General features: G+C 60.3%; 21 protein-coding genes. 16 read left to right on the top strand and 5 right to left on the bottom strand.

Annotation, left to right across the window (positions count from 1 at the left end; translation table 11 throughout):
* Positions 1-2 precede the first annotated feature (2 nt).
* The 3 genes from KVG88_RS01915 to rfaH are packed head-to-tail and all read right to left on the bottom strand — an operon-like array spanning position 3 to position 2,283.
* Positions 3-536 (bottom strand): polysaccharide biosynthesis/export family protein, encoded by a 534-nt coding sequence (locus tag KVG88_RS01915; protein WP_150700364.1) that lies wholly within the window; start codon positions 534-536, stop codon positions 3-5.
* A gap of 12 nt (positions 537-548) precedes the next feature.
* A complete protein-coding gene (locus KVG88_RS01920; protein WP_367616823.1) occupies positions 549-1,733 on the bottom strand; it encodes an outer membrane beta-barrel protein in 1,185 nt (394 codons plus the stop codon).
* Between the two features lie 13 nt (positions 1,734-1,746).
* A complete protein-coding gene (gene rfaH, locus KVG88_RS01925; RefSeq protein ID WP_150700366.1) occupies positions 1,747-2,283 on the bottom strand; it encodes a transcription/translation regulatory transformer protein RfaH in 537 nt (178 codons plus the stop codon).
* Positions 2,284-2,888: 605 nt separating this feature from the next.
* On the opposite strand from rfaH, the gene KVG88_RS01930 reads away from it, so the two are divergent.
* The gene (locus tag KVG88_RS01930) at positions 2,889-3,866 is read left to right on the top strand and encodes an NAD-dependent epimerase (protein ID WP_217870124.1); all 978 of its coding nucleotides are present in this window, start codon (positions 2,889-2,891) and stop codon (positions 3,864-3,866) included.
* A gap of 8 nt (positions 3,867-3,874) precedes the next feature.
* Here the strand turns inward: KVG88_RS01930 and KVG88_RS01935 are convergent, their stop codons facing one another.
* Both KVG88_RS01935 and KVG88_RS01940 read right to left on the bottom strand, forming a co-directional pair.
* Positions 3,875-4,471, bottom strand: coding sequence for a cupin domain-containing protein (locus tag KVG88_RS01935; protein ID WP_150700368.1), 597 nt, complete (start codon positions 4,469-4,471; stop codon positions 3,875-3,877).
* A 162-nt stretch (positions 4,472-4,633) separates the two neighbouring features.
* Positions 4,634-6,589: an oxidoreductase gene (locus KVG88_RS01940; RefSeq protein WP_217870125.1), complete on the bottom strand. Its 1,956-nt coding sequence runs from the start codon at positions 6,587-6,589 to the stop codon at positions 4,634-4,636.
* 245 nt (positions 6,590-6,834) lie between these two features.
* Between KVG88_RS01940 and KVG88_RS01945 the strand changes: the two genes are divergently transcribed.
* The 15 genes from KVG88_RS01945 (at position 6,835) to KVG88_RS02015 (ending at position 26,719) form a co-directional block, all read left to right on the top strand.
* The gene (locus tag KVG88_RS01945) at positions 6,835-7,884 is read left to right on the top strand and encodes an ABC transporter substrate-binding protein (RefSeq protein ID WP_217870126.1); all 1,050 of its coding nucleotides are present in this window, start codon (positions 6,835-6,837) and stop codon (positions 7,882-7,884) included.
* Positions 7,885-7,959: 75 nt separating this feature from the next.
* The gene (locus tag KVG88_RS01950; protein ID WP_217870127.1) at positions 7,960-8,751 is read left to right on the top strand and encodes a class II aldolase/adducin family protein; all 792 of its coding nucleotides are present in this window, start codon (positions 7,960-7,962) and stop codon (positions 8,749-8,751) included.
* A 235-nt stretch (positions 8,752-8,986) separates the two neighbouring features.
* Positions 8,987-9,634, top strand: coding sequence for a TetR family transcriptional regulator C-terminal domain-containing protein (locus KVG88_RS01955; RefSeq protein ID WP_150700372.1), 648 nt, complete (start codon positions 8,987-8,989; stop codon positions 9,632-9,634).
* A 75-nt stretch (positions 9,635-9,709) separates the two neighbouring features.
* The gene (locus tag KVG88_RS01960; RefSeq protein WP_217870128.1) at positions 9,710-10,426 is read left to right on the top strand and encodes a response regulator; all 717 of its coding nucleotides are present in this window, start codon (positions 9,710-9,712) and stop codon (positions 10,424-10,426) included.
* A gap of 5 nt (positions 10,427-10,431) precedes the next feature.
* A complete protein-coding gene (locus KVG88_RS01965) occupies positions 10,432-11,202 on the top strand; it encodes a substrate-binding periplasmic protein (protein WP_217870129.1) in 771 nt (256 codons plus the stop codon).
* Positions 11,199-13,460, top strand: coding sequence for an ATP-binding protein (locus KVG88_RS01970; RefSeq protein WP_217870130.1), 2,262 nt, complete (start codon positions 11,199-11,201; stop codon positions 13,458-13,460). The genes KVG88_RS01965 and KVG88_RS01970 overlap by 4 nt, the downstream gene beginning before the upstream one ends.
* Before the next feature lie 208 nt (positions 13,461-13,668).
* Positions 13,669-15,081 carry an amino acid permease gene (locus KVG88_RS01975; RefSeq protein WP_217870131.1) on the top strand — a complete coding sequence of 471 codons (1,413 nt, stop codon included), beginning with the start codon at positions 13,669-13,671 and terminating at the stop codon, positions 15,079-15,081.
* A gap of 332 nt (positions 15,082-15,413) precedes the next feature.
* Positions 15,414-16,205, top strand: a complete 792-nt coding sequence (locus tag KVG88_RS01980) for an enoyl-CoA hydratase/isomerase family protein (RefSeq protein ID WP_217870132.1) — start codon at positions 15,414-15,416, stop codon at positions 16,203-16,205.
* A 41-nt stretch (positions 16,206-16,246) separates the two neighbouring features.
* Entirely contained in the window at positions 16,247-17,407 is a 1,161-nt protein-coding gene (locus KVG88_RS01985; RefSeq protein WP_150700378.1) for an acyl-CoA dehydrogenase family protein, read from the top strand.
* 18 nt (positions 17,408-17,425) lie between these two features.
* Positions 17,426-19,525, top strand: a complete 2,100-nt coding sequence (locus tag KVG88_RS01990) for an acetate--CoA ligase family protein (protein WP_217870133.1) — start codon at positions 17,426-17,428, stop codon at positions 19,523-19,525.
* A 10-nt stretch (positions 19,526-19,535) separates the two neighbouring features.
* The gene (locus KVG88_RS01995; RefSeq protein ID WP_217870134.1) at positions 19,536-21,143 is read left to right on the top strand and encodes a 5-guanidino-2-oxopentanoate decarboxylase; all 1,608 of its coding nucleotides are present in this window, start codon (positions 19,536-19,538) and stop codon (positions 21,141-21,143) included.
* Between the two features lie 149 nt (positions 21,144-21,292).
* Positions 21,293-22,483 (top strand): pyridoxal phosphate-dependent aminotransferase, encoded by a 1,191-nt coding sequence (locus tag KVG88_RS02000; protein ID WP_217870135.1) that lies wholly within the window; start codon positions 21,293-21,295, stop codon positions 22,481-22,483.
* Positions 22,476-23,891, top strand: coding sequence for an aldehyde dehydrogenase family protein (locus KVG88_RS02005; protein WP_217870136.1), 1,416 nt, complete (start codon positions 22,476-22,478; stop codon positions 23,889-23,891). Before KVG88_RS02000 ends, KVG88_RS02005 begins: the two co-directional genes overlap by 8 nt.
* Positions 23,892-23,989: 98 nt before the next feature.
* Positions 23,990-25,591, top strand: coding sequence for an ABC transporter substrate-binding protein (locus KVG88_RS02010; protein WP_217870137.1), 1,602 nt, complete (start codon positions 23,990-23,992; stop codon positions 25,589-25,591).
* 168 nt (positions 25,592-25,759) lie between these two features.
* Positions 25,760-26,719, top strand: a complete 960-nt coding sequence (locus KVG88_RS02015) for an ABC transporter permease (protein ID WP_217870138.1) — start codon at positions 25,760-25,762, stop codon at positions 26,717-26,719.
* Positions 26,720-26,723: the final 4 nt, after the last annotated feature.

Here is a 26,723-nt window from a genome sequence, read left to right on the forward strand (position 1 = left end):
GATTAGAAAAAGCCTTGTGCAATGGAAATGGTATCGCCGGGGGCAATCGTGGTGTTGCGTGTCACTTCGTCGGTGAGTGTGGCGGCGCCATCACCGCGCACGATGGTCACGCGTTTGATCGAGGCCCGTTCGGTCAAGCCGCCACCCAGAGCGATGGCTTTCTCCAGGGTCAAGCCGGGTATGAAGGGGTAGTTGCCGGGTTTTTTCACTTCGCCGTTGATGTAGAAAGGGCGGTATTCGATCTGGCTCAAACTGACTTTCGGGTCGATCAGGTAACCTTGTTTCAGTCCGTCGACGATGATCTTTTCCACTTGGCCTGGGGTCAGTCCTTTCGCGGAAATCTCACCCAGAAAAGGGTAGGAAAAGGTGCCGGCATCGCTCAGGCGGATTTTTTTCAGGCTCAACTCCGGCTCGCCAAACACGATGATGCGCAAGACATCGCCGGCGGCCAGCTTGTACTGGGTGCCGGGGTCTGCTGCATAGGTATCGGGAAGAATTGCCAAGGTGAACAACAGGCCAAGAGTGAATGATTTCATGGCGAAACCCTCTTAAAGGCTGACGTTGAAGCTGATCTGAAAAACGTTGCGGGTAAAACTTTCGTTGTCGGCATCCGAGTCGTTATCGCGGTACCGATAGCCCATTTCGATATCCAGCCACCGGCGCATCGCATACACCACGGCCAGGTTGTAATCCTGCCGATCGTCCGTGCGGCTTTGGCCCTCGTAGACGTAACGGCCGAACCCGGCTTGTGCCACGGTGGTGATCCGCTCAGTCCAGCCATGACGCCAACCGACCTGGGTGAAGGTCGACTTCACGGCATCGGCACCGTCGTCGCCCTCGGCCAGGGCCTGACGGGCGACAAAGGTGAAGGTTGAATAGGTACGTGGTTTAAATTGCACATCCACTTGCCACGTGGGGTTGTCGAGGTCTTTGGATTCGCTGCTGTCGAAGTCCTTTTTCTCGTAACCGATGCGCACTTTACCGGTGGTTTTGGCGGTGATGTCCCAGACGGCACCGGCGAGTACGGCATTGGAATTACTGCTGCGCTGGCTGTTGGCTTGCAGGTAATCAAAGTTGGAGTAGTTGTATTCCAACAGGCTGCGGGTGTTACTGCCGATGCGGTGGTACCAGGTGCTGGTGACTGAGGTGGTATCACGTTCCTTGTCATCATTGACGCCATCGCCATTGTCATAGCGAAGCTCTGCGTAGTTAGCGCCGAAATCGATCTGGTTGTCCGCGCTCTTGGCGCCGTAGGTGTAGAGGCCACCGACCCGTTTGTTGTTGAGCTTGTCATTTTCGCCTTCGACCGCCGTCGATTCGGTGCGCTGCCATTTGCGGTATTCGGCTTCGAGGGCCAGGCGATGACGGTCAGTGAACTCCATGACGCTGTCCGCACGCACGCGCTGTGCCGTATTCGAGGCACTCGTATGCTCGTGATAGATGTACCGGGTGGGTTGCCAGGTCAATCGTGTGGCGCTGTTACGGTCTTCAGCCTTCAATTCGAAGGAGGGTGCCAGCTTGGTGATCATGGATTCCTGTACGTTGCTTTCCAACTCACGAAAGTTGTCGTCATAACTTTCTGCAAACAGGAAGGTTGGAGTGAAATCGAACCCATAAACATTAATGGGCTGTGGATTAATACTCCAGGCCATTCCAGGGTATAGAGAGGCCATGATCAGTGCAAAAGGGCAGCGTGACTTCAAGACCATTTTATAGCTCCTGGCGAAAAGCATATACGGCGAGTAATTAGTTATTTATATGAAGTGCGCGGTGTTGACGTTCGACAATGTTCAAGGGCACACAAACAGATTGTTCCCGATTAAGAAACTGCATCAGGATCATCACCCGTTCGGCACCTTGCGGAGCAATGAATACGCCCTCCAGTGGCGACAGCGGACCACTGATGAACTGCAAAGGTTCGCCGGGTTTAAGCGCCTCGTCCGCGCTCGATTCCGAGGACTCGATACAACGCTCACGCAAATGCTCGATGACGTGCTCTGCCACCGTCGCAGGACCATGATTGAATTCGACAATGCGACTGATACCCCGCGTGGAACGTATGGGTGCCCAATTGTCGTGACGGCTGAGTTGAATAAACAAATAGCCGGGGAACAGTGATTCCAGCACCCGCTGGCGTTTCCCGCGGATGACGCGTTCACTCATGAGTTGGGGATGGAAAATCACATAATTCTGCTGAAGCAGATTCAGGTGGGCACGCTCATCCTGGCGTGGCTTACATTGCAAAAGATACCAATTAGGTTGTTCCGGGCTGATAGATGACATGCTGGTAAACTCTGAAGTTGGCGAAGTTTAAACAGGCAGGGACTCTAATAGAGCCTTGAGATGTCAATCAGCAGATATCTGTTCTTATTATGGGGGCACGCAGGTGTGTATCAAAAATGAATCACAAAACGCTTCAGAAGAGTGCGCGACTTTATCGCGTGTCGCTATAAAGCGCATTTATTTGGCATACCCAGGGGTTAGATTTTCAAAGGTCAAAGCTACCGCTCGGTCTGCACATCGGACCGGTGAATAAGGAGTTTTACGAAATGCCTTTGGAACAATGGTCAGCAAGAAAAAGAGAACTCGTGACCTGTTCGAATAGACCTTGATAGTTATCGGCCAGTCTTTGCTGTCTGTCAAACGTTCCCAGTCAAAAAACACGCCATTGATCGACATCTGCTTTTTCAAGCTTGCAAGCTATTGTTTTAAAAGATTATCTTCCGCCCGTCTAATCGATAAAAACTTTTTCCATCGTTTGTAGTCGCTGTTGACGTGCGCACTTCCTTGGTCAATTACCCATAGTTGGGGATTGTTATGAGGTGTGGACCGCTCGCACTCGTAACGCTATAACTGTCCGCCTATCGAGTTGAATTGGAGCAGGGACTATGACCGTTCTTGTGACTGGCGCGGCGGGTTTCATCGGGTATCACACGGTCAAACGGTTATGTCTTGAGGGGCATGAAGTTGTTGGCATCGACAACCTCAACCCTTACTACAGCGTCGAACTCAAAGAGGCACGGCTCAATCAGTTGAGTGAACTGCAAGGTTTCCGTTTCCAGACCATGGACATTGTTGATAAGCCTGGGTTGATGGCGCTGTTCGAAGCCGAGCGGTTCACCGAGGTGGTGCATCTGGCTGCTCAGGCAGGCGTTCGTTATTCGCTGGATAATCCGGATGCTTACGCGCAATCGAACCTGGTCGGGTTTTTGAATGTACTGGAAGCCTGCCGGCATTATCGACCCGCACATCTGATCTACGCGTCGAGCAGTTCGGTGTACGGCGCCAACAGCAAACTGCCGTTCAGCGTCGATGACCCCGTCGAGCATCCGGTTTCCCTGTACGCCGCCACCAAGCGCGCCAACGAATTGCTCGCCGACAGCTACTGCCATCTCTACGGTCTGCAGGCCAGCGGGCTGCGTTTTTTTACCGTTTACGGGCCTTGGGGGCGACCGGACATGGCGTTGTTCAAGTTCACCGAAGCGATCCTCCAGGGCCGGCCGATCGATATTTACAACCATGGTCACATGGCGCGGGACTTCACCTACATCGACGACATTGTCGAGAGCATCGTCCGGTTGTGTCCGAAGCCGCCGGTGCCGGACGCGCAGGCCAAGGGCGTCAACCGGATCTTCAATATAGGGCGTGGCCAACCGATCGCGCTGCTGGATTTTGTCGACTGCCTGGAAGCGGCATTGGGCATGAAAGCCCAGCGTAACTTTTTGCCGATGCAAGCCGGCGATGTCCCGCATACGTGGGCCGATGTTTCGGCGCTGGCAGACTGGGTCGGTTTTTCACCGCACGTTGAGGTTGCAGCCGGCGTGGAGCAATTTGTGCGCTGGTATCGCGACTTTTATCAGGTGTGAGTTTCAGTTCAGAAGGTGGGCGGGGTGATCACCCAGATCACCACTGCATCGACCTCGCCGGGGTTGCCGTAGCGGTGCGGCTCCTGACTGGAGAAGCTGAAACTGTCGCCTTCACTGAGCTGGAAATAGCGTTCGCCAACCCATAACTCGAAGCTCCCCGACAGCAGGTAACCGGCTTCTTCGCCTTCGTGGCTATAGCTTTGCTGGCTGTAGGTGCCCGGTGGGAAACGCGAATGGAGCATTTCCAGCTGTTGGTTGGGTTGCGGCGTAAGTAATTGGTCGACGATGCCGTCTTCGTAATGCACGCTCAGGCGACTGTTCTTGCGCACCACCACGCCGTCATCCTCGGGCGCGGTGTTGGCTTCGCTGGCGAAGAACCACTGGATGGTCACGCCCAGGCTGCGAGCAATGTTGAACAGCGCCGGGATCGACGGGTAGGCGAGGTTACGCTCCAGTTGGCTGATGTAGCCGGCGGTGAGTTCGCTCTGTTGCGCCAGCTCCGCCAGGGTCATGCCCCGACGCTTGCGCAGGCCGCGAATGCGGGTGCCGAGGAAATGCGGTTCGGCGGCGCCGGTTGCGGGCTGTGACTTGCTGTTGTTGCTCATGGAAAATTCCGAACCGGGGGCTGAGCTGCGCCCCTGTAGGAGCTGCCGCAGGCTGCGATCTTTTGATTTTGCTTTTCAAGAACAAGATCAAAAGATCGCAGCCTGCGGCAGCTCCTACAGGGAGCGTTCATTTGAATGCAAAGCCCTGGAGTATAAACAGCCTTAAAGCGCCCACGCGACTTTCAGTCCTTCATAAATCGCTTCTTCGGCAGTGCGGGGCGCCAGGCAGTCGCCGATGCGGCGAAATTCCACCAGTCCTTGCAGCTCGGCACCCAGGGTATCCACCGGCTGATGGCCCTGGCACAACACCAGCGTATCGATATTTTCCAACAGCATCGGCTCGCCACTGGCGGTATGTTGCAGGTACACGGTGTTGTCGTCGCAACCGTACAACCGGGCGTATGGAGTAATCGGGATGCCCAGTTTGTGCAACTCACCCGCCAGTTGATCGCGCACGTACAGCGGCAGGTTTTCCCCGCAATGGGTGCCGTTGACCGCCAGTTGCACCTGATGCCCGGCGCGGGTCAGGCGCTCGGCGATGCCGGGGCCAATCCAGTCGCAGCGCCAGTCGACGACCACCACCGAGCGGCCGATCTGTACCTCGTCCCGCAGCACCTGCCAGGCATCGACCACCTGCAATTCGCCGCCGCGTTCGAACATCGGCCAGTAAGGTTCGGCGCCGGTGGCGATGATCACCATGTCCGGTTTTTCCTGCTCGACCAAGGCGCGGTCGACACGGGTATTGCGCACCACGCGCACCCCGGCCAATTCCATTTCCCGTTGCAGGTTGGTGCTGGCGCCACCGAACTCGCTGCGACGTGGCAGCAATTGCGCGAGCAATACCTGGCCGCCCAGTTGCGAGCTGGCCTCGTACAGCGTCACGTCATGCCCACGTTGTGCGGCGACGGCGGCGGCTTTCATGCCGCCGGGGCCGCCGCCGGCAATCATGATGCGTTTGCGCTGTGTGGTTAGTTGGCGTTCGCCGAAAATCAGCTCGCGACCGGTTTCCGGGTGCTGGATGCAGGAAATCGGCAGGCCCTTGTGGAAGTGCCCGATGCACGCCTGATTGCAGGCGATGCATGCACGAACGTCCTCGGCACGGCCCGTATCGGTTTTGTTGGGCATCTGTGGATCGCAAATCAGCGCGCGGGTCATGCCACAGACGTCGGCCTGGCCCCGGGCCAGAATCAGCTCGGCTTCCTGAGGTTGGTTGATGCGTCCGGTGACGAACAACGGAATGTCCAGACTCGCCTTGAATGTCCCGGCTTCCTTGGCCAGGTACGCCGCCTCAATCGCCATCGGCGGCACGATGTGCACCGCGCCACCCAACGAGGCCGACGTGCCGGCGACGATGTGCACGTAATCCAGTTGCGCCTGCAGCGACTGCACGGCGGCCAGGGATTCGTCTTCGGTCAGGCCCTCTGGGTCGCGCTCATCCGCAGAGATGCGCAAGCCGATGATGAACTGCTCGTCGGTCGCGCCACGCACCGCAGCGATGACCTCCCGCAGAAAACGCAAACGCTGTTCCAGCTCGCCGTTGTAGCCATCGGTGCGACGGTTGACCCGTGGGTTGATGAATTGCGCGGGCAAGTAACCGTGGCTGGCGACCACTTCCACACCATCGATCCCGGCCTGGTGCAGGCGTCGTGCAGCGGCGGCATAGCCGGCAACAATCTCGTCGATCATCGCTTGGTCGAGTGCCCGTGGCATCACCCGAAACCGCTCATTCGGCACATTCGATGCCGAGTAGGCCACGGCCAACAGGCCATCGCTGGACTCCATGATCTCCCGTCCCGGATGAAACACCTGCGACAACACCATGGTGCCGTGGGCGTGGCAGGTTTGCGCCAGTTTGCGATAGCCCTCGATGCATTCATCGTCGGTGGCCATCAACACATGCGAGGTGTACCGCGCACTGTCATGCACGCCGGCGACTTGCAGCACGATCAGCCCGACACCGCCCTCGGCGCGCGCCCGGTGATAGGCGATCAGTTGTTCGTTCACCAGGTTGTCCGTGGGCATCGACGTGTCATGTCCGCTGGACATGATGCGGTTTTTCAGGCGCTTGCCACGGATCTGCAAGGGTTCGAACAGGTGCGCGAAGGCGGGTGTCGGCATGGTGCGATTTACTCCAGGCAGTCTGCTCTTTGCAGGAGCGAGCCTGCTCGTTCCCACAGAGACATCAGGTTTTCGGTTGTTATTATTGGCCTATAGAAATTTACCCGCAGTAAAAAATCAACTTGTTTTTTTTACTTCCCCTTGCAGTAATTTCAGTTCGAGCCCGTTCCTGGGCCAAACCTCACAACAATAAAAAAGGGCTGCTCGGGCCTTGGGTCCGGTGGCACCTGCAAGAGGAACCATTGATGAAATCGCACATGCTCAAGCACGGTTTTTATCCCTTGGTGTTGTCAGTGGCCATGGGCCTTGGCAGCGCTCAGGCAGCATCGGATATGGTGGTGGTCGGCTACGGCGGCGCCGGACAAAAAGCCCAGGACGTGGCGTTCTTCCAGCCGTTCGCCGCGGTGGATCAAAGCAAGGTGATCCAGAGCGAATACAACGGCGAAATGGCCAAAATCAAAGTGATGGTCGACACCGGCAACGTCGATTGGGACGTGGTGCAGATCGAAGGCCCGGACCTGATGCGCGGGTGTGAGGAGGGCATGTACGAGCGGCTGGACTGGAACCGTTTGGGGCATGCCGACCAACTGATCCCGGACGCAGCGCAGGACTGCGGTTCGGCGGCGCTGGTGTGGAGCGTGGCGATAGCCTACGACACCGACAAACTGGCCAAGGCACCGACCTCGTGGGCAGATTTTTGGGACGTGAAGAAAACTCCCGGCAAACGTGGCCTGCGCAAGCGCGCGGTGTACAACCTGGAGTTTGCCTTGCTCGCGGACGGGGTGAAAACCGAGGACGTGTACAAAGTGCTGGGTACGCCGCAGGGGGTTGACCGGGCGTTTGCCAAACTGACTGAGCTCAAGCCATACATCCAGTGGTGGGAAGCGGGCGCGCAACCGCCGCAATGGCTGACGGCCGGTGATGTGGTGATGACGTCGACCTACAGCGGGCGCATCGCCGACGCTGCGCAAAAGGGCAGCCACCTGGGGCTGGTCTGGCCGGGTAGCCTGTACGGCATGGACTACTGGGCGATCATCAAAGGCTCGAAACACGTTGATCAGGCCCAGCGGTTTATCGCTTTCGCCAACCAGCCGGATGCCCAGGTCAAATACGTCGAGCAAATTCCCTACGGCCCGACCAACATGCAGGCTGCCGCACAACTCGATGACAAGCTGGCGCAATGGGTGCCCACGGCGCCGCAGAACCTCAAGGGTGCCTTGTCGATGAACGTGGGTTTCTGGGTCGACCATGGCGAAGAACTGGAAGAGCGTTTCAACGCCTGGGCCAGTAAATAAGCTCAACGTGGCTGGACCCCTCGAGGCGTCCAGCCTTACTGTCCGCCCAGACGACCAGCCTGGAGAACCCTGACAATGAACGAGATCGCGACCCACCTCGCCACCCCTCAACGCAGCGCCACCGAGCAGCGCCTGCGTGAAGAACTGGCGGCTTGTTACCGCTTGATTGCGCATTTCCGCATGACCGATTTGATCTTCACTCACATCTCGGTGCGCATTCCGGGCCCGGAACATCATTTTCTGATCAACCCATATGGGCTGATGTTCGAGGAGATCACCGCGTCGAACCTGGTGAAAATCGAACTCAATGGCCATGCCGTGGAACCGTCGCCGTACCCGGTGAACCCGGCCGGTTTCGTGATTCACAGCGCCATCCACGGCGCGCGTGAAGACGCGCAATGCGTGCTGCACACCCACACCAAATCCGGCTGCGCAGTGGCAGCATTGAAGTGTGGGTTGTTGCCGGTGAATCAGATTTCCATGGAGTTCTACGGTCGCGTCGCTTACCACGACTATGAAGGCGTGGCGCTGGACCTGAGCGAACAGCAGCGGTTAGTCGCGGACTTGGGCGACAAACCGGTATTGATGCTGCGCAACCATGGTTTGCTGACCGTGGGTGAAACCGTGAGCCAGGCGTTTTTGCGCATGTATTACCTGGAAAAGGCCTGTGAAATTCAGCTGGCAGCACAGGCGGCCGGTGAAATTGTTTTGCCGTCACATGAGGTGTGTGCACACACCGAGCGGCAGTTCAATGATCCGGGGCGGCCGTTGGATGACGGCGAGTTGAGCGATCCGGATGCGATGCAATTGGCTTGGGCGGCGTTGTTGCGGTTGTTGGAGCGGGCGGCTCCGGGGTATCGGGATTGATCTGAATTCTCGATAGACTGTGATGGCCAAATCGCTGGCAAGCCAGCTCCCACAGGGTGTGTGGTTGTAAACAAAATCCCCAAGCAACCGAGATCCTGTGGGAGCGGGCGTGCCCGCGATGCAGGCGAGGCGGTTTACCAGACTGACTGGAGATTCTGCCTGCTCTTGCTGTACAGTCGTTCAGCTCGTCGCTTGCCAGCGCGGGCCCTAATGATTGAATCCAGGAGCAGTCGCGATGAATCAGGAAGCCCGTTTTTCCCGCATGGAACCGGAGTTGCGCAAGGCCAACCTGATCGAGGCAACGTTGACGTGCCTCAAGCGCCACGGCTTTCAGGGCGCCTCGATCCGCAAGATTTCCGCTGAGGCCGGTGTTTCGGTCGGTTTGATCAGCCATCACTATTCCGGCAAGGACGAACTGGTTGCCGAGGCCTACATGGCGATCACCGGCCGCGTCATGACGCTGTTGCGCGATGCCATGGAGCAAGCCGCACCCAATGCCCGTGAGCGCCTGTCGGCGTTTTTCCGCGGTTCGTTTTCCGCCGAACTGCTCGACCCGCAACTGATCGACGCATGGCTGGCCTTCTGGGGTGCGGTGAAAACCGCCGAGGCGATCAACAAGGCCCACGATCATTCCTATGGCGAGTATCGCGGCATCTTGCGCAAGGTGCTGATGGAGCTGGCACAAGAGGAACACTGGGAAAACTTCGACGCTGATCTCGCCTCAATCAGTCTCAGCGCGTTGCTCGATGGCTTGTGGCTGGAGTCCGGACTCAATCCCGGCACCTTCACGCCCGAACAGGGCATCCAGATTTGCGAAGCCTGGGTCGACGGTTTGCAGGCCGGTGGCCGCCAGCGTTTTTGCATACAGACGAGTAGCTGTTGATCACCTGTTCAGCAGTGGCTACTCTCTGGCGCAGATGCAGCACCCCTCTAATAAGAAACATGCAGGACACCAGCAATGACTCCTCGGGTACTGATCGTCGATGACGATCCGCTGATTCGCGAACTGTTGCAGGCCTACCTCTCCCAGGAAGGCTACGAGGTGCATAGCGCCGCCACGGCGGAACTGGCCGAAATCTTCCTGGCCAGCCAGAGCGTCGACCTGGTCATGCTCGATATCCGCTTGCCGGGCAAGGACGGCCTGACCCTGACCCGCGAGCTGCGGGTGCGTTCGGAAGTCGGGATCATCCTGATCACCGGGCGCAACGATGAAATCGACCGCATCGTCGGCCTCGAATGTGGCGCCGATGACTATGTGATCAAACCGCTCAACCCGCGCGAACTGGTGTCCCGGGCGAAGAACCTGATTCGCCGGGTACGCCATGCGCAAATTCCGCAGCCGATCGCCGCCGCTTCCAAACCCGTCAAGCAGTTCGCCGATTGGGCGCTCGACACAGACCGCCGACGCCTGATCGATCCCTCCGGCAGTGAAACCCTGCTGACCCACGGCGAATATCAGTTGCTAAGCGTGTTCCTGCGCAACAGCGGCCACACCCTCAGTCGCGACCAGTTGATGGATCAGATCCGCAACCGCGAGTGGGTGCCCAACGATCGCTCCATCGACGTGCTGGTGGGCCGTTTGCGCCGCAAGTTGCACGACGATCCGGCCGAACCGCAACTGATCATCACCATTCACGGCGCCGGCTACCTGTTCACCGCCAGCCTGGCGGCGTGATTGCCTTGAGGCGATGGCTGTTGTTGATGTTGGTGTTGGCGGGCACTGCGCAGGCGGCGGAGAAGGTCCGTTACTGCGATTACCCGGTGTACCCACCGATTTCCTGGAGCGACGGCAAACAGGTTCGTGGTTTGGCGCCGAGCGTGGTGAAAAAACTGTTCGGCCAACTCGGCTACGAGGTCGAAATCGTGGTGCTGGGCAACTGGAAACGCTGCCTGCTGGATGCCGCCGAAGGCCGGGTCGATGTGGTGTTGGCTTACAGCACTGCGCAGCGCGAGCAAAGCATGGTGTTTTCCACGGTGCCGGTGCTGCGCGAAGAAGTGGCGCTGTTCGTCAATCGTCAGCACCCGGTGCAGTTCGAGCGCCTGCAAGACCTGGCCCGTTACCGCGGCGGATTGTTGTTCGGGGAAAGCTACGGCGTGGAGTTCGATCGCATGGTCGCGCAAAACAACAACATCGAATGGGTCTCCGACAGCCGCCAGAATTTCGGCAAGCTGATTCGCGGGCGCATCGATTTCATCACCCAGGAACGCCGCACCGGCCTGCTGTACGTCGAAAGCCTGGCCGGTGCGCAAGACATCGTCGCGTTGCCCACCGCCCTGAGTGTCGACTATCTGCGGGTCGCCGTTTCCCGCCGCTCACCGCTGGCTGAGCGCATGCCGCAGATCGATGCACAACTGCAGCGCATGATCGATGCCGGTGATATCGAGCGCCTGCTTAATGAAAGCGAAGTCACCTATCGCGACATGATCAATCTGCCGGCGAACAGCCGATGATTCGCGTCCGTCCCGGTGGACTGTTGCGGCGCCTGCTGCTGTTCATTCTGCTGTTCAGCCTTTGCTTCACTGTGCTCGCCAGCAGTGTGCAGCTGTACATCGAGTACCGACGTGAGATGCGTGAAATCGACGCGCGCATGGAGTTGATTCGCGCCGGGTACCTGGCGAGCCTGGAGCGCAGCCTGTGGGACCTGAACCAAGAGCAGTTGAATGTGCAATTGCGCGGGCTGGTGGATTTTTCCGACGTCGCACGGGTGCATTTGATCAGTAGCGATTTCGATCTGGTGCAAGGCAATCCGCAGCCGGTAGGGCCACTGCGCATCGAGCGATTCGTCCTGGATTACCAACCGCCGTCCGGCCCATTGCGCCCATTGGGCGAGCTGGAAGTCAGCACCGACCTGGGCGCGGTGTACCAGCGCCTGTACGCCAGCGGCCTGACTAGCCTGTTGTGGATGGGCGCGTTCCTGTGTGGCTTGGCGGTGGCGTTGTCCGGTTTGTTTTATCGTCTGGTGACTCGTCACCTGCAGGTCATGGCCGAATTTGCCCGGCGCATTGCTGGCGGGCAGTGGCAGGAACCGCTGCGCCTGGCCAAGAGCCGTAGCGACAACGAAGATGAAATCGACACGGTGGCCCACGCCCTCGACGACATGCGCCGCGCGATCCTGACGGACATCGAACGCCGGGAAACTGATCGTTTGGCGTTGCAAGACAACCGCGATGAACTGCTGAAGATGGTCGAGCGGCGAACCGCCAGCCTGATGCGCGCCAAGGACGAAGCCGAAGCGGCCAACCTCGCCAAGTCACGTTTCCTGGCGACCATGAGCCATGAATTGCGCACACCGCTCAACGGCATTCTCGGCATGGCTGAACTGCTGCGTGATGCACGCCTGGATGAGCGCGACGGCAAGCGGCTTGATGCCCTGCACAAGGCCGGCGAAGGCTTGCTGACCATCCTCAATGAAGTGCTGTTTTTCGCCAAGCTGGAGGAGGGCGCGAGCGTGCCGGAGCCGGTGGATTTCTCGATTCGCCAATTGCTCGACGAAGTGCTGACCTTGCTGGAACCGAAGGCGTTGGCCAATGACACGCTGCTGCATTGTCGAATCGATCAGCGCGTGGCCGAGCGTTATCACGGCGCCGAACAGTTCTTGCGCCAGGTCTTGAGCAATCTGTTGGCCAACGCGATCAAGTTTACCGAACACGGCGAGGTGAGTGTCGAGGTGGCGCTGCTCACACCGCCTGATGGCAGCCATGCAGACCTCATTCGGGTAAGCGTCACCGACAATGGCATCGGCATTGCGCCGCCAATGCAGGCGAAGATTTTCGAGCGCTTCACCCAGGCCAGCGAAGAAGTGGCGCAGCGCTTTGGCGGCACCGGGCTGGGGTTGGCGATCTGCAAACACCTGGTGGAGCAGATGGGCGGGAACATCGGTGTCACCAGCGAAGTCGCACGCGGCAGTTGTTTCTGGTTTGAGCTGACGCTGCAACCTGCGCTCGGCGTGGCGGCTCAGGTGCCGATGGTGGTGGCGGGACCGGCACTGAAGGTGCTGGTGGTGGAGGATGTGGCGCTCAATCGCGAAGTGGTCCAAGGCCTGTTGCAACGGGATGGCCATCAGGTGTGGCTGGCCGAGGAGGGCGAACAGGCGTTGGCGCAGTGCGCCGCGCAAACATTCGATCTGATCCTGCTCGACGTGCATCTGCCGGGCATGAGTGGTGTGGAGTTGTGCAAACGCATTCGCAGCCTTGACGGGCCGAACCGTACTGCACGTATTTTTGCACTGACCGCCAGCGTGCAGCCGGCGCTGGTGCGCAGCTATCTGGAAGCCGGTATGGATGGCGTGCTGGCCAAACCGTTGAAACTGGACAATCTGCGCCAGGCCCTGAGTGAACAGGCGCAGAGCGCGCCACCGATGCAGGACGACGACACCATGGACTGGCCATTGCTGCAAACCCATCGCGCCTTGCTGGGCGATCAAAAAGTACAGGGGCTTTTGGCGGTACTGCGCGATTCGATCCTGCAACATCGTGAGGCACTGCGCGAAGCCATTGGCGCCGATGACTGGACAGAGGCTGCGCACCTGGCTCATCGATTGGCCGGCAGCTGCGACTCGCTTGGCTTTCGTGCCTTGGCCAATGTGCTGCGTTTGCTTGAGGACGCGGCACGGATCAACGATGAAACCTCGGTGCGCTTGCTCGCGCCGCAGGTCGATGCGCAATGCCAAGGTTCGCTGGACACCCTGGAACACCTGTTGCAGCGCTGACGTACAAGTTTGTTACGACTTTGCACAACTTCGATCTTTACGTACAACGCGACCTTACATGGCTTTCCAATAATCGACGTAACCGCCGCAGCGCGGTCTTCGAAGCTTATTGGAGATAATAATAATGAATTGCCGTAAAGCTGATCCTTCCCCGCGCCGTGACGTCCTGTCATGCGCTGTCCGCCTCACTGACTATTGAGGTGCCGACATGAACGAAAACACTGATCGCAAAGGTATCCAGCTGACCCGCGCCCTCAAGAGCCGGCATATTTTCATGCTGTCGCTGGGCGGCGTGATCGGCACAGGGTTGTTCATGGGCTCCGGCGTGACCATCAATCAGGGCGGCCCGGTCGGGGCGATTCTGGCGTATCTGGTCGCTGGTTTCCTGATGTATCTGGTGATGGTCTGTCTGGGCGAACTGTCGGTACAGATGCCGGTGTCGGGTTCGTTCCAGACCCACGCCACTCAATACATCGGGCCAGCCACCGGGTTCATGATCGGTTGGGTGTACTGGATGAGCTGGGCGACCACCGTCGGCCTGGAGTTCACGGCTGCCGGCATGCTGATGACGCGTTGGTTTCCGGCGGTGCCGATCTGGTATTGGTCGGCGCTGTTCGTGGTGGTGCTGTTCGGCATCAACGCCATGGCGACCCGCGCGTTCGGTGAGGCGGAGTATTGGTTTTCGGGGATCAAGGTGGCGGCGATTCTTGGTTTTATCGTGGTCGGCGTGCTGGTGATTTTCGGCGTGATGCCGCTGAGCAGCGGCGCACCGGCACCGATGGCGAGCAACCTGATTGGCGATTCGTTGTTCCCCAACGGTTTGTCCGCGGTGTTCGCGGTGATGATGACGGTGGTCTACGCGTTCCAGGGTTGCGAGATCATGGGCGTGGCCGCCGGCGAAACCGATCAGCCGGAAAAGAGCATCCCTCGGGCGGTGCGCAACGTGGTGTTTCGCGTGCTGATTTTCTATGTGCTGGCGATCATCGTGCTGTCGGCCATCGTGCCATGGCAGCAAGCGGGGTTGATGGAAAGCCCGTTTGTGCAGGTGTTCGACATGGTCGGCATTCCCTACGCGGCCGACTTGATGAATTTCGTGATCCTCACGGCGATCCTGTCGGTGGGCAACTCCGGCCTATATGCCTCGACGCGCATTCTGTGGGCGATGTCGAAAACCGGCATGGCGCCGAAAAGCCTGTCACCGCTGAGCAAGCGCGGCGTGCCGCTGCGAGCGCTGAGCATTACGTTATGCTTTGCACTGGTGTCGCTGATGACCAGCTTCGTTGCCGCCGATACTTTGTTCATGGTGCTGATGGCGGTGAGCGGGATGTCCGGCACGGTGACCTGGATTGTCATCGCGCTGGCGCAGTACAAGTTCCGCAAGGCGTACCTGCGTGAGGGCGGCAAACTCAGCGACCTGAAATACCGCGCGCCGTGGTTCCCGGTCTTGCCGTTGATGTGCATCACGCTGTGCTGCTCGTTGTTTGTGTTCCTGGCACTGGATGAAACCCAGCGACCATCGCTGTATTGGGGCTTCGGGTTTATTGCGCTGTGCTATGGCGCGTACTTCCTGATCCACCGCAAACGGCAGGGCGTGCTGGCGCCGAGTTTGCCGACCGCGTAATTCCTTCAATCCCGCACATCCTTTGTGGAAGCCAGCCTGCTGGCGATAGCGGTGTATCAGTCAACTGAGATGTTGAATGTGATGCCGTCATCGCCAGCAGGCTGGCTCCCACATTTGTTTTTGTGGTGCCTGTGGGCAGTTGTTCGAAGTTGTAACAGCGTTAGCCGCCGGAACCCTGTCTTTTTATAAAAATCCTTTAAATACAAACTGATAGCTGATTTTTACAGCTGTTACAGCTTATTTCCTCGCGGATTGCCGCCTTACTGAACACTCGTTTAGTATGGCCTCAAGTCGCACCACCTCAGACCAATCACAATAATTCGAGGATTCGCATGACTACTCATGATTCTCTGCTCAGTCAGGTCGAAGCAGGCGTTGCCTGGATCACGCTCAATCGCACCGCTCAGCGCAACGCGCTCGACATTCCGACGCTGAAAAACCTGCATGCGTTGCTCGATACCTTTAACGCCGACCCAGCGGTGCGCGTTGTCGTGTTGACGGGAAGCGGCCGCAGCTTCTGTGCCGGTGCTGACCTCGACGAGTGGGCCGATGCCGAAGCCCGGGGCGCACTGGAAACCTATGGCTGGACCGAAACCGCTCACGCCCTGATGACCCGTCTGCACAGCCTGGAAAAACCGACCATCGCTGCCATCAATGGCACCGCCGTCGGCGCCGGGATGGATCTGACCCTGTGCTGCGACCTGCGTATCGCCGGGCAGTCGGCGCGCTTCAAGGCTGGATACACCAGCATGGCCTACTCGCCGGATGCCGGCGCCAGTTGGCACCTGCCACGGCTGATCGGCAGCGAACAGGCCAAGCGTTTGCTGTTCCTCGATGAGTTGTGGGGCGCCGACCGTGCGCTGGCAGCGGGCCTGGTTGGCGAAGTCTGCGCCGACGATCAATTGCTCACCGTTGCCAACGAACTGGCTGCACGCCTGGCTGCCGGGCCGACTTTCGCTTTCGCCCAGACCAAAAAACTCATGCGCGAAGGCGCCGAACGCAGCCTGCCGGAACAACTGCAAGCCGAACTCGCCGCCGGCCTGCTGTGCGGCCGTAGCGAAGACGGCACCGAAGCCTTGCGCGCCGCCATGGAAAAGCGTCCGGCACGCTTCATTGGCCGCTAAGCCCGCACCCACCTATCAGCACACGAACAACAGGTAGCCGCATGAATTTCCAACTGACCCAAGAACAAGAAATGTTGGTGGACTCGGTACGCAGCTTCGTCGAGAAGGAACTGCTGCCTTATGAAACCGAAGTCGACCGCGCTGATGAGGTTTCCCCGGAGCTGGCTGCGCAGATTCGCGGCAAAGCGATCGCCGCCGGTTTCTACGCCTTCAACATGCCGGAAGAAGTTGGCGGTGGTGGTCTGGATTATCTGTCCCAGGCGCTGATCGAACGTGAATTGTCGAAAGTATCCTGGGCCCTGCACGTGTTCGTCGCGCGGCCTTCGAAAATCCTCATGGCCTGCACTGGTGACCAGATCAACGACTACCTGCTGCCATGTATTCAGGGCGAGAAAATCGACTGCTTCGCGCTGACCGAACCGGGTGCCGGTTCCGATGCCAATGCCATCAAGACCCGCGCCGTACGCGAAGGCGACGACTTCATTCTCAATGGCAGCAAGCATTTCATTAGCCACGCCGGCCACGCCGACTTCGCCATTGTTTTCGCCGTGACCGACACCTACGAACACAACGGCCGCAAACGTAACGCGGTAACCTCGTTCCTGGTCGATCGCAACACCCCGGGCATGACCATTCGCCGTGGACCCAAGTGCGTGAGCAACCGTGGTTATCACACCTTCGAAATGTTCTTCGACGACTGCCGCGTTCCGGCCAACAAAGTACTGGGCGAAGTCGGCAAGGGTTGGGATGTGGCCAACGCCTGGCTGACCGCCGGACGCGTGATGGTCGCAGCCAACTGCGTCGGCCAGGCGCAGCGCGCACTCGACGTATCGCTGCAATGGGCGGCGGACCGCAAGCAATTCGGCCAGGCCATCGGCAACTTCCAGGGTGTGTCGTTCAAGCTCGCCGACATGGCCACGCAAATCCGTGCCGCTGAACTGCTGACCCTGCACACCGCCTGGAAAATGGATCAAGGCACCATGACCGATGGCGAAGCCGGCATGGCCAAGTTGTTCGCCAGTGAAGTGCTCGGTCGTGCGGCTGATGAGGCGGTGCAGATTTTCGGTGGCATGGGCCTGATGGATGAAAGTCCGGTGGAGCGGATTTGGCGTAACGCGCGAATCGAAAGGGTTTGGGAAGGCACTTCGGAAATCCAGCGCCACATCATTTCCCGCGAATTGCTGCGGCCACTGTTGCGCTGATCCGTCCGGAGAATGTCCATGTCCCAAACCATTCGCGACAACCTCAAGCGCATGCTCGCGCCGCAACACGTGGCGTTCGTGGGCGGCCGCAGCATGGCGCGCGCCCTCAAGCGCTGTGCCGAGGGCGGCTACCAAGGGCAAATGTGGCTGGTCAACCCGCAACACGACAGCCTGGAAGGCGTGCCGTGCGTGCGCAGCATTGCCGATTTGCCTTGTGGGCCGGACGCGGTGTTCATCGCCACCAACCGCGATTTGACCCTGACCTGCGTCGCCGAACTGGCCGCGATCGATGCTGGCGGTGCGATTTGCTACGCCTCGGGGTTCGCCGAAACCGGCGCCGAAGGCCAGGCGCTGCAACAACAATTGCTTGAAGCCGCAGGCACCATGGCCTTGCTCGGCCCCAACTGCTACGGCTTGCTGGATTACCTGCACAGCTCCGCGCTGTGGCCGGTGGCCCATGGCGGCAAAGCGGTTGAGAAGGGCGTGGCGGTGCTGACCCAGAGTGGCAACTTCGCTTACAACCTGTCGATGAGCGACCGCTCGCTGCCGGTAGCCTACATGGCTTCGGTCGGCAACCAGGCACAACTGGGCGTGGCGGAACTGATGGACGTGTTGCTCGACGAACCTCGGGTAACCGCCATCGGCCTGCACCTTGAAGGCCTGAAAAACGTTCCGGGTTTTGCCCGAGCTGCGCACAAGGCGTTGGAAAAGGGCATTCCGATCATCGCCCTGAAAACCGGTGTGTCGCAGATCGGTGCCGAACTGGCCTTGAGTCACACCAGTTCGCTGTCCGGTTCGGATGCGTTGTACGACGCGCTGTTCGACCGCCTCGGCGTGATCCGCGTCAGTGGCCCGGTGAGTTTTGTTGAAACCCTAAAAGCCGCGGCGTGCGGCAACTTGCCGGCGGGCAACAGCCTGATCGCGCTGGCCTGTTCCGGCGGCGATGCCGGGCTGATTGCCGACTACGCCGAACGCAATGAACTGAGCCTGCCGAAGCTCGACCAAGGGCAGGTCGGCGAACTCGCGCAAGTGCTGCCGAGCTACGCCAACCTGGTCAATCCGCTGGATTTCACCACGGCGATCTGGGGCGATGGCGAGGCGTTGAACCGCATGCTCGACAGCGCGCTGCGCACCGAGGCCGATGCCGCGATGCTGGTGCTCGACTATCCCGCTGAGTTCACTGGCGAGCGCAAGGAATGCGACCTGCTGCTGGAGTTGTATTGCGCAGCATTGAAGCGTCACGGCAAGAGCGGTTTTGTCACCTCGGCGTTCCCCGAATTGCTGCCGGCCCACGCACGCGAACGTCTGCACGCCCAAGGCGTGGCGGCCTTGCAAGGTGTTGAGGATGGTTTGGCCGCGTGGGGCCGCATCGCCGGTTACCAGCGTAATCGTCAAGCCTTGCTGGACTTGGGCGAATCGGCGCTGGTGCCGCTGTGCCCGCAAGCGTTGACCGCTGAAGGTGAGTTGCTCAATGAATGGGATTCCAAACAGGCATTGAAAGCGTTCGGCCTGCCAATCCCCAACGGTGTATTGAGTACGCCGGACAAGGCCCTTCAAGACGCCGAATCCCTGGGATATCCGCTGGTGGTGAAAGCCGTCAGCGCGCAGTTGCCACACAAGACCGAAGCCGGTGCCGTGGCACTGAACCTCAAGGATGGCGCTGCATTAAGCGCTGCACTGGAAAAAATGAGCGCAAGCATCGCCGCTTATGCGCCGGGCGTACCTTTCGATCAATTGCTGTTGGAGCCGATGGCCAAAGCGCCGTTGGCCGAGCTGATTGTCGGCATCAAGCGCGAAAACGATTTTGGCCTGGCGCTGGTGATTGGCGCTGGCGGGATTCTGGTTGAGTTACTCAAGGACAGTCGCAGCCTGTTGCTGCCGACCACCGACGGCGCCATCCGCAATGCCGTGCTCAGCCTGCGCAGTGCCCCGTTGCTGCAAGGTTTTCGCGGTCGTGAAGCGGCGGACCTGGAAGCGCTGGTCGCCGCCATTCGTGCGGTCGCCGATTACGCCTGCGAAAACGCCGCGCAATTGCTTGAACTCGATGTGAACCCATTGTTGGTCGGTGCCGATGGCACGACTGCGGTCGATGCGTTAATTCGTCTCGGCCATGCGTGAGGACCTGAACATGCAAAGCAAAACCTTGACCGGTGGCCAGGCGCTGGTGCGTCTGCTGGCCAATTACGGCGTCGATACCGTGTTCGGCATTCCGGGCGTACACACGCTGGAGCTCTATCGCGGCTTGCCCGGCAGTGGCATCCGCCACGTGCTGACACGTCACGAACAGGGCGCCAGTTTCATGGCCGACGGCTATGCGCGGGTCAGCGGGAAACCTGGTGTGTGCTTCGTCATCACCGGCCCCGGTGTGACCAACGCCGCCACCGGCATCGGCCAGGCGTACGCCGACTCGATCCCGATGCTGGTGATTTCCAGCGTCAACCACACCGCCAGCCTCGGCAAGGGTTGGGGCATCCTTCACGAGTGTCAGGATCAGCGCGCGATGACCGCGCCGATCACCGCTTTCTCCGCCGTGGCGCTGACTGCCGAAGACCTCCCGGAACTCGTCGCCCGTGCCTACGCAGTGTTCGACAGCGAGCGCCCGCGCCCGGTGCACATTTCGGTGCCGTTGGACGTGTTGGCAGCCCCGATTACCCGGGACTGGAGCAACGACGTGGTGCGCCGTCCGGGGCGTGGCCCGGCAGCCGCCACGGTGCTCGATGAAGCGGTGGCCAAACTCAACAGTGCAAAACGGCCAATGATCATCGCCGGTGGCGGTGCGCTGAATGCTGTTTCGCAGCTGCAAGAAATCAGCAGCCGATTGGCCGCGCCGCTGTTCACCAGCGTCGCCGGCAAAGGCTTGCTGCCTCCGGACGCGCCACTCAACGCCGGTTCATCGCTGTGCGTGGAGCCGGGCTGGAACTTGATTGCCGAAGCCGACGTGGTACTGGCCGTCGGCACCGAAATGGCCGACACCGATTACTGGCGCGAGCGCCTGCCGCTCAATGCTGAACTGTTGCGGGTGGACATCGATCCGCGCAAGTTCAACGACTTCTATCCGTGCGCCGTGGCATTGCATGGCGACGCGCAACAAACCCTCAGTGGCTTGCTTGAGCGCCTGCCGTCCAACGTGCGTGATGCCAGCGCCGCGATTGCCTCGGTGGCCGCGCTGCGTGAAGCGGTCAAGGCCAGTCACGGCCCATTGCAGTCGATCCACCAATCGATTCTCGAGCGCATCGCCGCCGAGCTGCCGGACAACGCCTTCATCAGCACCGACATGACTCAACTGGCCTACACCGGCAACTACGCCTTCGACAGCCTGGCGATCCGCAGTTGGTTGCACCCGACTGGCTACGGCACTTTGGGCTACGGCTTGCCGGCCGGCATCGGCGCCAAGTTCGGTGCGCCGCAGCGTCCGGGCCTGGTGTTGGTGGGCGATGGCGGTTTCCTCTACACCGCCCAGGAACTGGCCACCGCCGTGGAAGAGCTGGACAGCCCACTGGTGGTATTGCTGTGGAACAACGACGCGCTCGGGCAAATCCGCGACGACATGCTCGGCCTCGATATCGAACCGATCGGCGTACTGCCACGCAATCCGGATTTCGCTGCCCTGGCCCGTGCGTTCGGTTGCACCGTGAGCCAGCCGCAAAGTTTGGCCGAATTGCAAACCGACCTGCGCCACGGCTTCAAGCGCAACGGCGTGACCCTGATCGAACTCAAGCATGCCTGCGTTCGCTGAAATAACGTGACACCAGAATCTGTAGCAGCTGCCGAGGTACGAGGCTGCGTCGGGCTGCGAAGCGGCCCCCGAGGGCGGTCCTGCGGACACGCAACGCAGCCTCGTACCTCGGCAGCTGCTACAGGGATCCTGTTTATAGGAGCAAAGCCATGCGCTTTTCCGATCTGACTCAACGTATTGCCGGTGACGGCGCCGCCGCGTGGGACATTCATTACCGCGCCCTGGCGCTGCGCGAACAGGGCGAAGACATTTTGCTGCTGTCCGTGGGCGATCCGGATTTCGACACGCCGCAACCCATCGTGCAGAGCGCCATCGACAGCCTGCTGAACGGCAACACGCACTACGCCGAGGTGCGCGGCAAGCGTGCCCTGCGTGAAGCCATCGCCAAGCGTCATCAACAACGCAGCGGCCAATCCGTTTCGGCGGATCAGGTCACCGTACTGGCCGGGGCGCAGTGCGCGCTGTTCAGCGTGGCCCAGTGCGTACTCAATCCCGGTGACGAAGTGATCGTCGCCGAGCCGATGTACGTCACTTACGAAGCCGTGTTTGGTGCTTGCGGTGCTGTGGTCGTGCCGGTGCCGGTGCGTTCGGAAAACGGTTTTCGCGTGTTGCCCGAAGACGTGGCTGCGCGCATCACACCGCGCACCCGGGCGCTGGCCTTGAACAGTCCGCACAACCCGTCGGGCGCGAGTTTGCCACGCAACACTTGGGCTGCTTTGGCTGAGCTGTGCATCGGTCACGACCTGTGGCTGATTTCCGATGAGGTCTACAGCGAACTGCTGTTTGAAGGCGAGCATGTCAGCCCGGCGAGTTTGCCCGGTATGGCCGAGCGCACGGCGACCCTCAACAGTCTGTCGAAATCCCACGCCATGACCGGTTGGCGCGTCGGTTGGGTGGTGGCGCCGCCATCGCTGGCCGCGCACCTGGAAAACCTTGCGCTGTGCATGCTCTACGGTTCGCCGGACTTCATTCAGGACGCCGCCGTGGTGGCGCTGGAAAGCAACCTGCCGGAACTGGAAGCGATGCGTGAGGCCTATCGCCAGCGCCGTGATCTGGTGTGTGACTCCCTCGCTGATTGCCCCGGCATCCGCGCGCTGAAACCCGATGGCGGGATGTTCGTGATGGTCGACATCCGCGAAACCGGGCTCAGCGCCCAGGCGTTTGCCGATCGCCTGCTTGATCGCCACGGTGTTTCGGTGCTGGCCGGCGAAGCCTTTGGCCCAAGCGCCGCCGGGCACATTCGCCTGGGGCTGGTGGTCGGTGCTGAACCGTTGCGCGATGCCTGCCAGCGCATTGCCCATTGTGCCCACGAATTGATGGAGGCCCAGCTTCATGCTTAACCACAAGACACTGTTTATTGATGGCCGTTGGCAAACTCCGTCAGGGAAGGGGACTGCCGAGGTGATCAATCCGGCCACCGAAGAAGTCGCCGGGAGCGTGCCGCTGGGCGATGAGCGCGACGTCAACAACGCGGTCGCCGCCGCGCGCAAGGCCTTCGAATCCTGGTCGCGCACCCCCGCCAGCGTGCGCGCCGGCTACATCCGCGCACTGGCCGAGCAACTGCGCAATCGTGCCGACGAGATGGCATCGGTCATCACCGCTGAATTGGGCATGCCGGTGCAGTGGTGCCGCTCGGTGCAAGTGGACGGTCCGATCATCGGCCTTGAGCAATACGTCGAACTGGCCCACCTGATGGATGAAGTGCGCGAAGTCGGAAACTCGCTGGTGATCCGCGAAGCCGTCGGCGTCTGTGCCTTCATCAACCCGTGGAATTACCCGCTGCATCAATTGATCGGCAAACTCGCCCCGGCGTTGGCCGCCGGTTGCACAGTGGTGGTCAAGCCGAGTCAGGAAACACCGCTGCACGCGTTTTTGCTCGCGCAGATGATCGAAGCCATCGGCCTGCCGGCCGGCGTGTTCAACCTGGTCAGCGGGCCAGGTTCGAAAGTTGGTGAAGCACTGGCCAAACACCCCGACGTCGACATGGTTTCGTTCACCGGCTCCACCGGCGCTGGCGTGCGCGTGGCGCAAGCGGCGGCGCCTTCGGTGAAAAGGGTGTGCCTGGAACTCGGCGGCAAGTCGCCGCTGCTGATCGCTGAGGATGCCGACCTGGCTGCGGCGGTGCGCTACGGCGTGCAGGACGTGATGATCAATTCCGGACAAACCTGCACCGCGTTGACTCGCATGCTGCTGCCGGCCAATCGTTATGCCGAAGCCGTTGAATTGGCGCTCACTGAAACCCTGAGCCTGCGCATGGGCGATCCACTCGACCCGCAAAGTTTCCTCGGCCCGATGTGTTCGGCCGGGCAAAAACGCACCGTGCTCGATTACATCAAGGTCGGTCAGCAGGAAGGTGCGCGTCTGCTGTGCGGCGGTGACACGCCGGCAGCGTTTGAGCGCGGCTTTTATGTCAGCCCGACGCTGTTTGCCGACGTCGACAACCGCATGCGCATCGCCCAGGAAGAGGTCTTCGGCCCGGTGCTGTGCCTGATTCCGTACAGCGATGAAGCGCAGGCGATCCAGATCGCCAACGACTCGCCATTCGGCCTGTCCAGCGGTGTGTGGGCCGGCAGTGCCGAGCGGGCCTTGCACCTGGGACGGCAGCTGCGCGCCGGCCAGTGCTTTCTCAATGGCGCGGCGTTCAATTATCAGGCGCCGTTCGGTGGCTACAAACAATCGGGCAATGGCCGGGAGTGGGGGGAAGAAGGGCTGAATGAATTCGTTGAAGTGAAGGCGATCCAGGTGTGACCGTTGGCGATTCAAACGTTGTACGCACCGGGCCATGGCCCGGTGCTTTGCGTGGCTTTGAATTGGTATTCCATTAGCGTTTGATCAGGGGCAATGCAATGAGCGATAACAAAAACAAGATTACTCAAGCGAACCATGAACTCAGCTTCCCGCGCAGAGACTTCCTGAAGTACAGCGCGACAGCGGCTGCGGTGGCCGGGGCGTTCTCCATGGGCCTGCCGTTTGGCGCGTTCGCCGGCGAAGCCACCCCCAAACCTGGCGGCGTCCTGCGCCTGGGTCTGGCTGGGGGCAGCACCACGGATTCCAGGGACCCGGGCTCGTGGGCCGACACCTTCACCTTCGTCGGTTTCTCGGCGGTCTATAACACCCTCACCGAAATTGCCGTCGACGGCACGGCGATCCCCGAACTGGCCGAGAGCTGGACCTCAACGCCCGATGCACGTATCTGGACCTTCAAAATCCGGCCCGGCGTGACCTTCCACAACGGCAAAACCCTGGACGCCAATGACGTGGTGGCGTCGATCCAGCATCACCTGGGCGAACAATCCACCTCGGCGGCCAAAACCGTGCTCGGCGATGTCGCCAAGGTCAGCGCCAGTGGCAGCGACAGCGTGGTGTTCGAACTGAAGTCGGGCAACGCCGATTTCTCCTATGTGGTCGCCGATTATCACCTGGCGATCATGCCGAGCAAGGACGGCGTGCCTGACTGGAAGGCCGGCGTCGGCACCGGCGGTTATCGCCTCAAGGACTTCGAACCGGGCGTGCGCATGACCCTGGAACGCAGCCCGGACTACTGGAAACCGGGGCGCGCGCATTTCGCCAGCGCCGAACTGATCGCCATTGCCGACGGTGCAGCGCGGGTCAACGCGCTGGTCACCGGGCAAGTGGACGTGATCAACAAGGTCGACCTGAAAACCGTGGCGTTGCTCAAGCGCAACCCGAACCTGGTGATCGAAGAAACCAAAGGCGCGCAGCACTACACCTTCCCGATGCTGACCGACAGCCAGGTGTTCCAGAACAACGACGTACGCCTGGCGATGAAGCACGCAATCAACCGCGAAACCCTGTTGGCGTCGGTGCTTCACGGCTATGGCCTGGTGGGCAACGACCACCCGATCCAGCCGGGCAGCCGCTTCATCAACACGGCGCTGGAGCAGCGCACCTACGATCCGGACAAGTCGCGTTTCTACCTGAAAAAGGCCGGTATGGATTCGCTCAAGGTCCGCCTGCAAGCCTCCGACGCGGCGTATACCGGCGCGGTTGACGCTTCGGTGCTGTTCAAGGAGCAAGCGCGCGCGGCCGGGATCGACATCGACGTGGTGCGTGAACCGGCCGATGGGTTCTTCTCCAATGTGTGGATGAAGCAACCGTTCACCACCTCGTTCTGGTACAGCAGCCTGACGGCCGACCGCATGTTCAGCATCGGTTACGCCAAAGGCGCGGCGTGGAACGAAACCCATTGGGACAATCCGCGTTTTAACCAATTGCTCAACGCCGCCCGTGGCGAGATGAACGAACCGCTGCGCCGCGAGATGTACAACGAAATGCAGGGGCTGTGCCGCGACGAGGGCGGGGCGATTGTTCCGTTGTTTGCCAGCTCTGTGGCAGCGCGATCCAACCGCGTGGTGCACGGCGGGCAGACGGCGCCGTATGGCGAGCTGGATGGGTTGCGGGTGATTGAGCGGTGGTGGCAGGCGTGAAACTTCGACCTATCAACCCATGAAGATCCCTGTGGGAGCGGGCTTGCCCGCGATGGCGTCGTATCAGTCGACATAGATGTTGGCTGACCTATCGCTATCGCTGGCAAGCCAGCTCCCACAGTGGAATTTGCAATCTTCACCAGCGTGCCCAATTCAAGGAACCGCACGATGAGAAGTATTTTCAAGCTGTTAGGGCAGCGCTTGGCCTTGGGCCTGCTGTCGCTGTTCGCCGTATCGGTGATTATCTTTCTCGCCGTCGGCCTGCTCCCGGGCGATATCGCCCAGGCCATGCTCGGCCAGTCGGCCACCCCAGAAACAGTGGCAGCTTATCGCGCGCAACTGGGCCTGGATTTGCCGCCGCTGACCCGTTTCGGCCACTGGATCTGGCAATTGCTGCACGGCGATCTCGGCGTATCACTGGCCAACCAGCGGCCCATCGCCGAACTGGTTGCCAGCCGCTTGGGCAACACCTTCAGCCTCGCCTTGTTGGCGGCGCTGGTGTCCGTGCCATTGGCGTTGCTGCTGGGCATGCTCGCCGCGTTGTACCGCAACAGTTGGTTCGACCGCTTGCTCAACACCTCGGCCCTGAGCGCGGTGTCGTTCCCCGAGTTCTTTGTCGCTTACATCTTGATTTTGGTGTTCGCGGTGAAGGTCAACTGGTTCCCGAGCATTTCCAACCTGGCACCGGACGCCTCGCTGGGCACGATACTGGAACGCTCGGTATTGCCGGTGGCGACCCTCAGCCTGGTGGTGATTGCACAGATGATGCGCATGACCCGCGCTTCCCTGATCAACCTGCTGGCCAGCCCCTACATCGAAATGGCCCGGCTCAAAGGCATCAGCCAGTCGCGGATCATCTTCCGCCACGCGCTGCCCAACGCGTTGGCGCCGATCGTCAACGTCGTCGCATTGAACCTGGCGTATCTGGTGGTCGGCGTGGTGGTGGTCGAGGTGGTGTTCGTGTATCCGGGGCTTGGCCAGTTGCTGGTCGACTCGGTCGCCAAACGCGACATCCCGGTGGTGCAGGCGTGCAGCCTGATCTTCGCCGCGACTTACATCCTGCTCAATACCAGCGCCGACGTGCTGTCGATTGCCAGCAATCCACGCTTGATGCATCCGAAGGGGTAAGACC

The organism is Pseudomonas azerbaijanoccidentalis (assembly GCF_019145495.1).
In the GTDB taxonomy this organism is placed as follows: Bacteria; Pseudomonadota; Gammaproteobacteria; order Pseudomonadales; family Pseudomonadaceae; genus Aquipseudomonas; species Aquipseudomonas azerbaijanoccidentalis.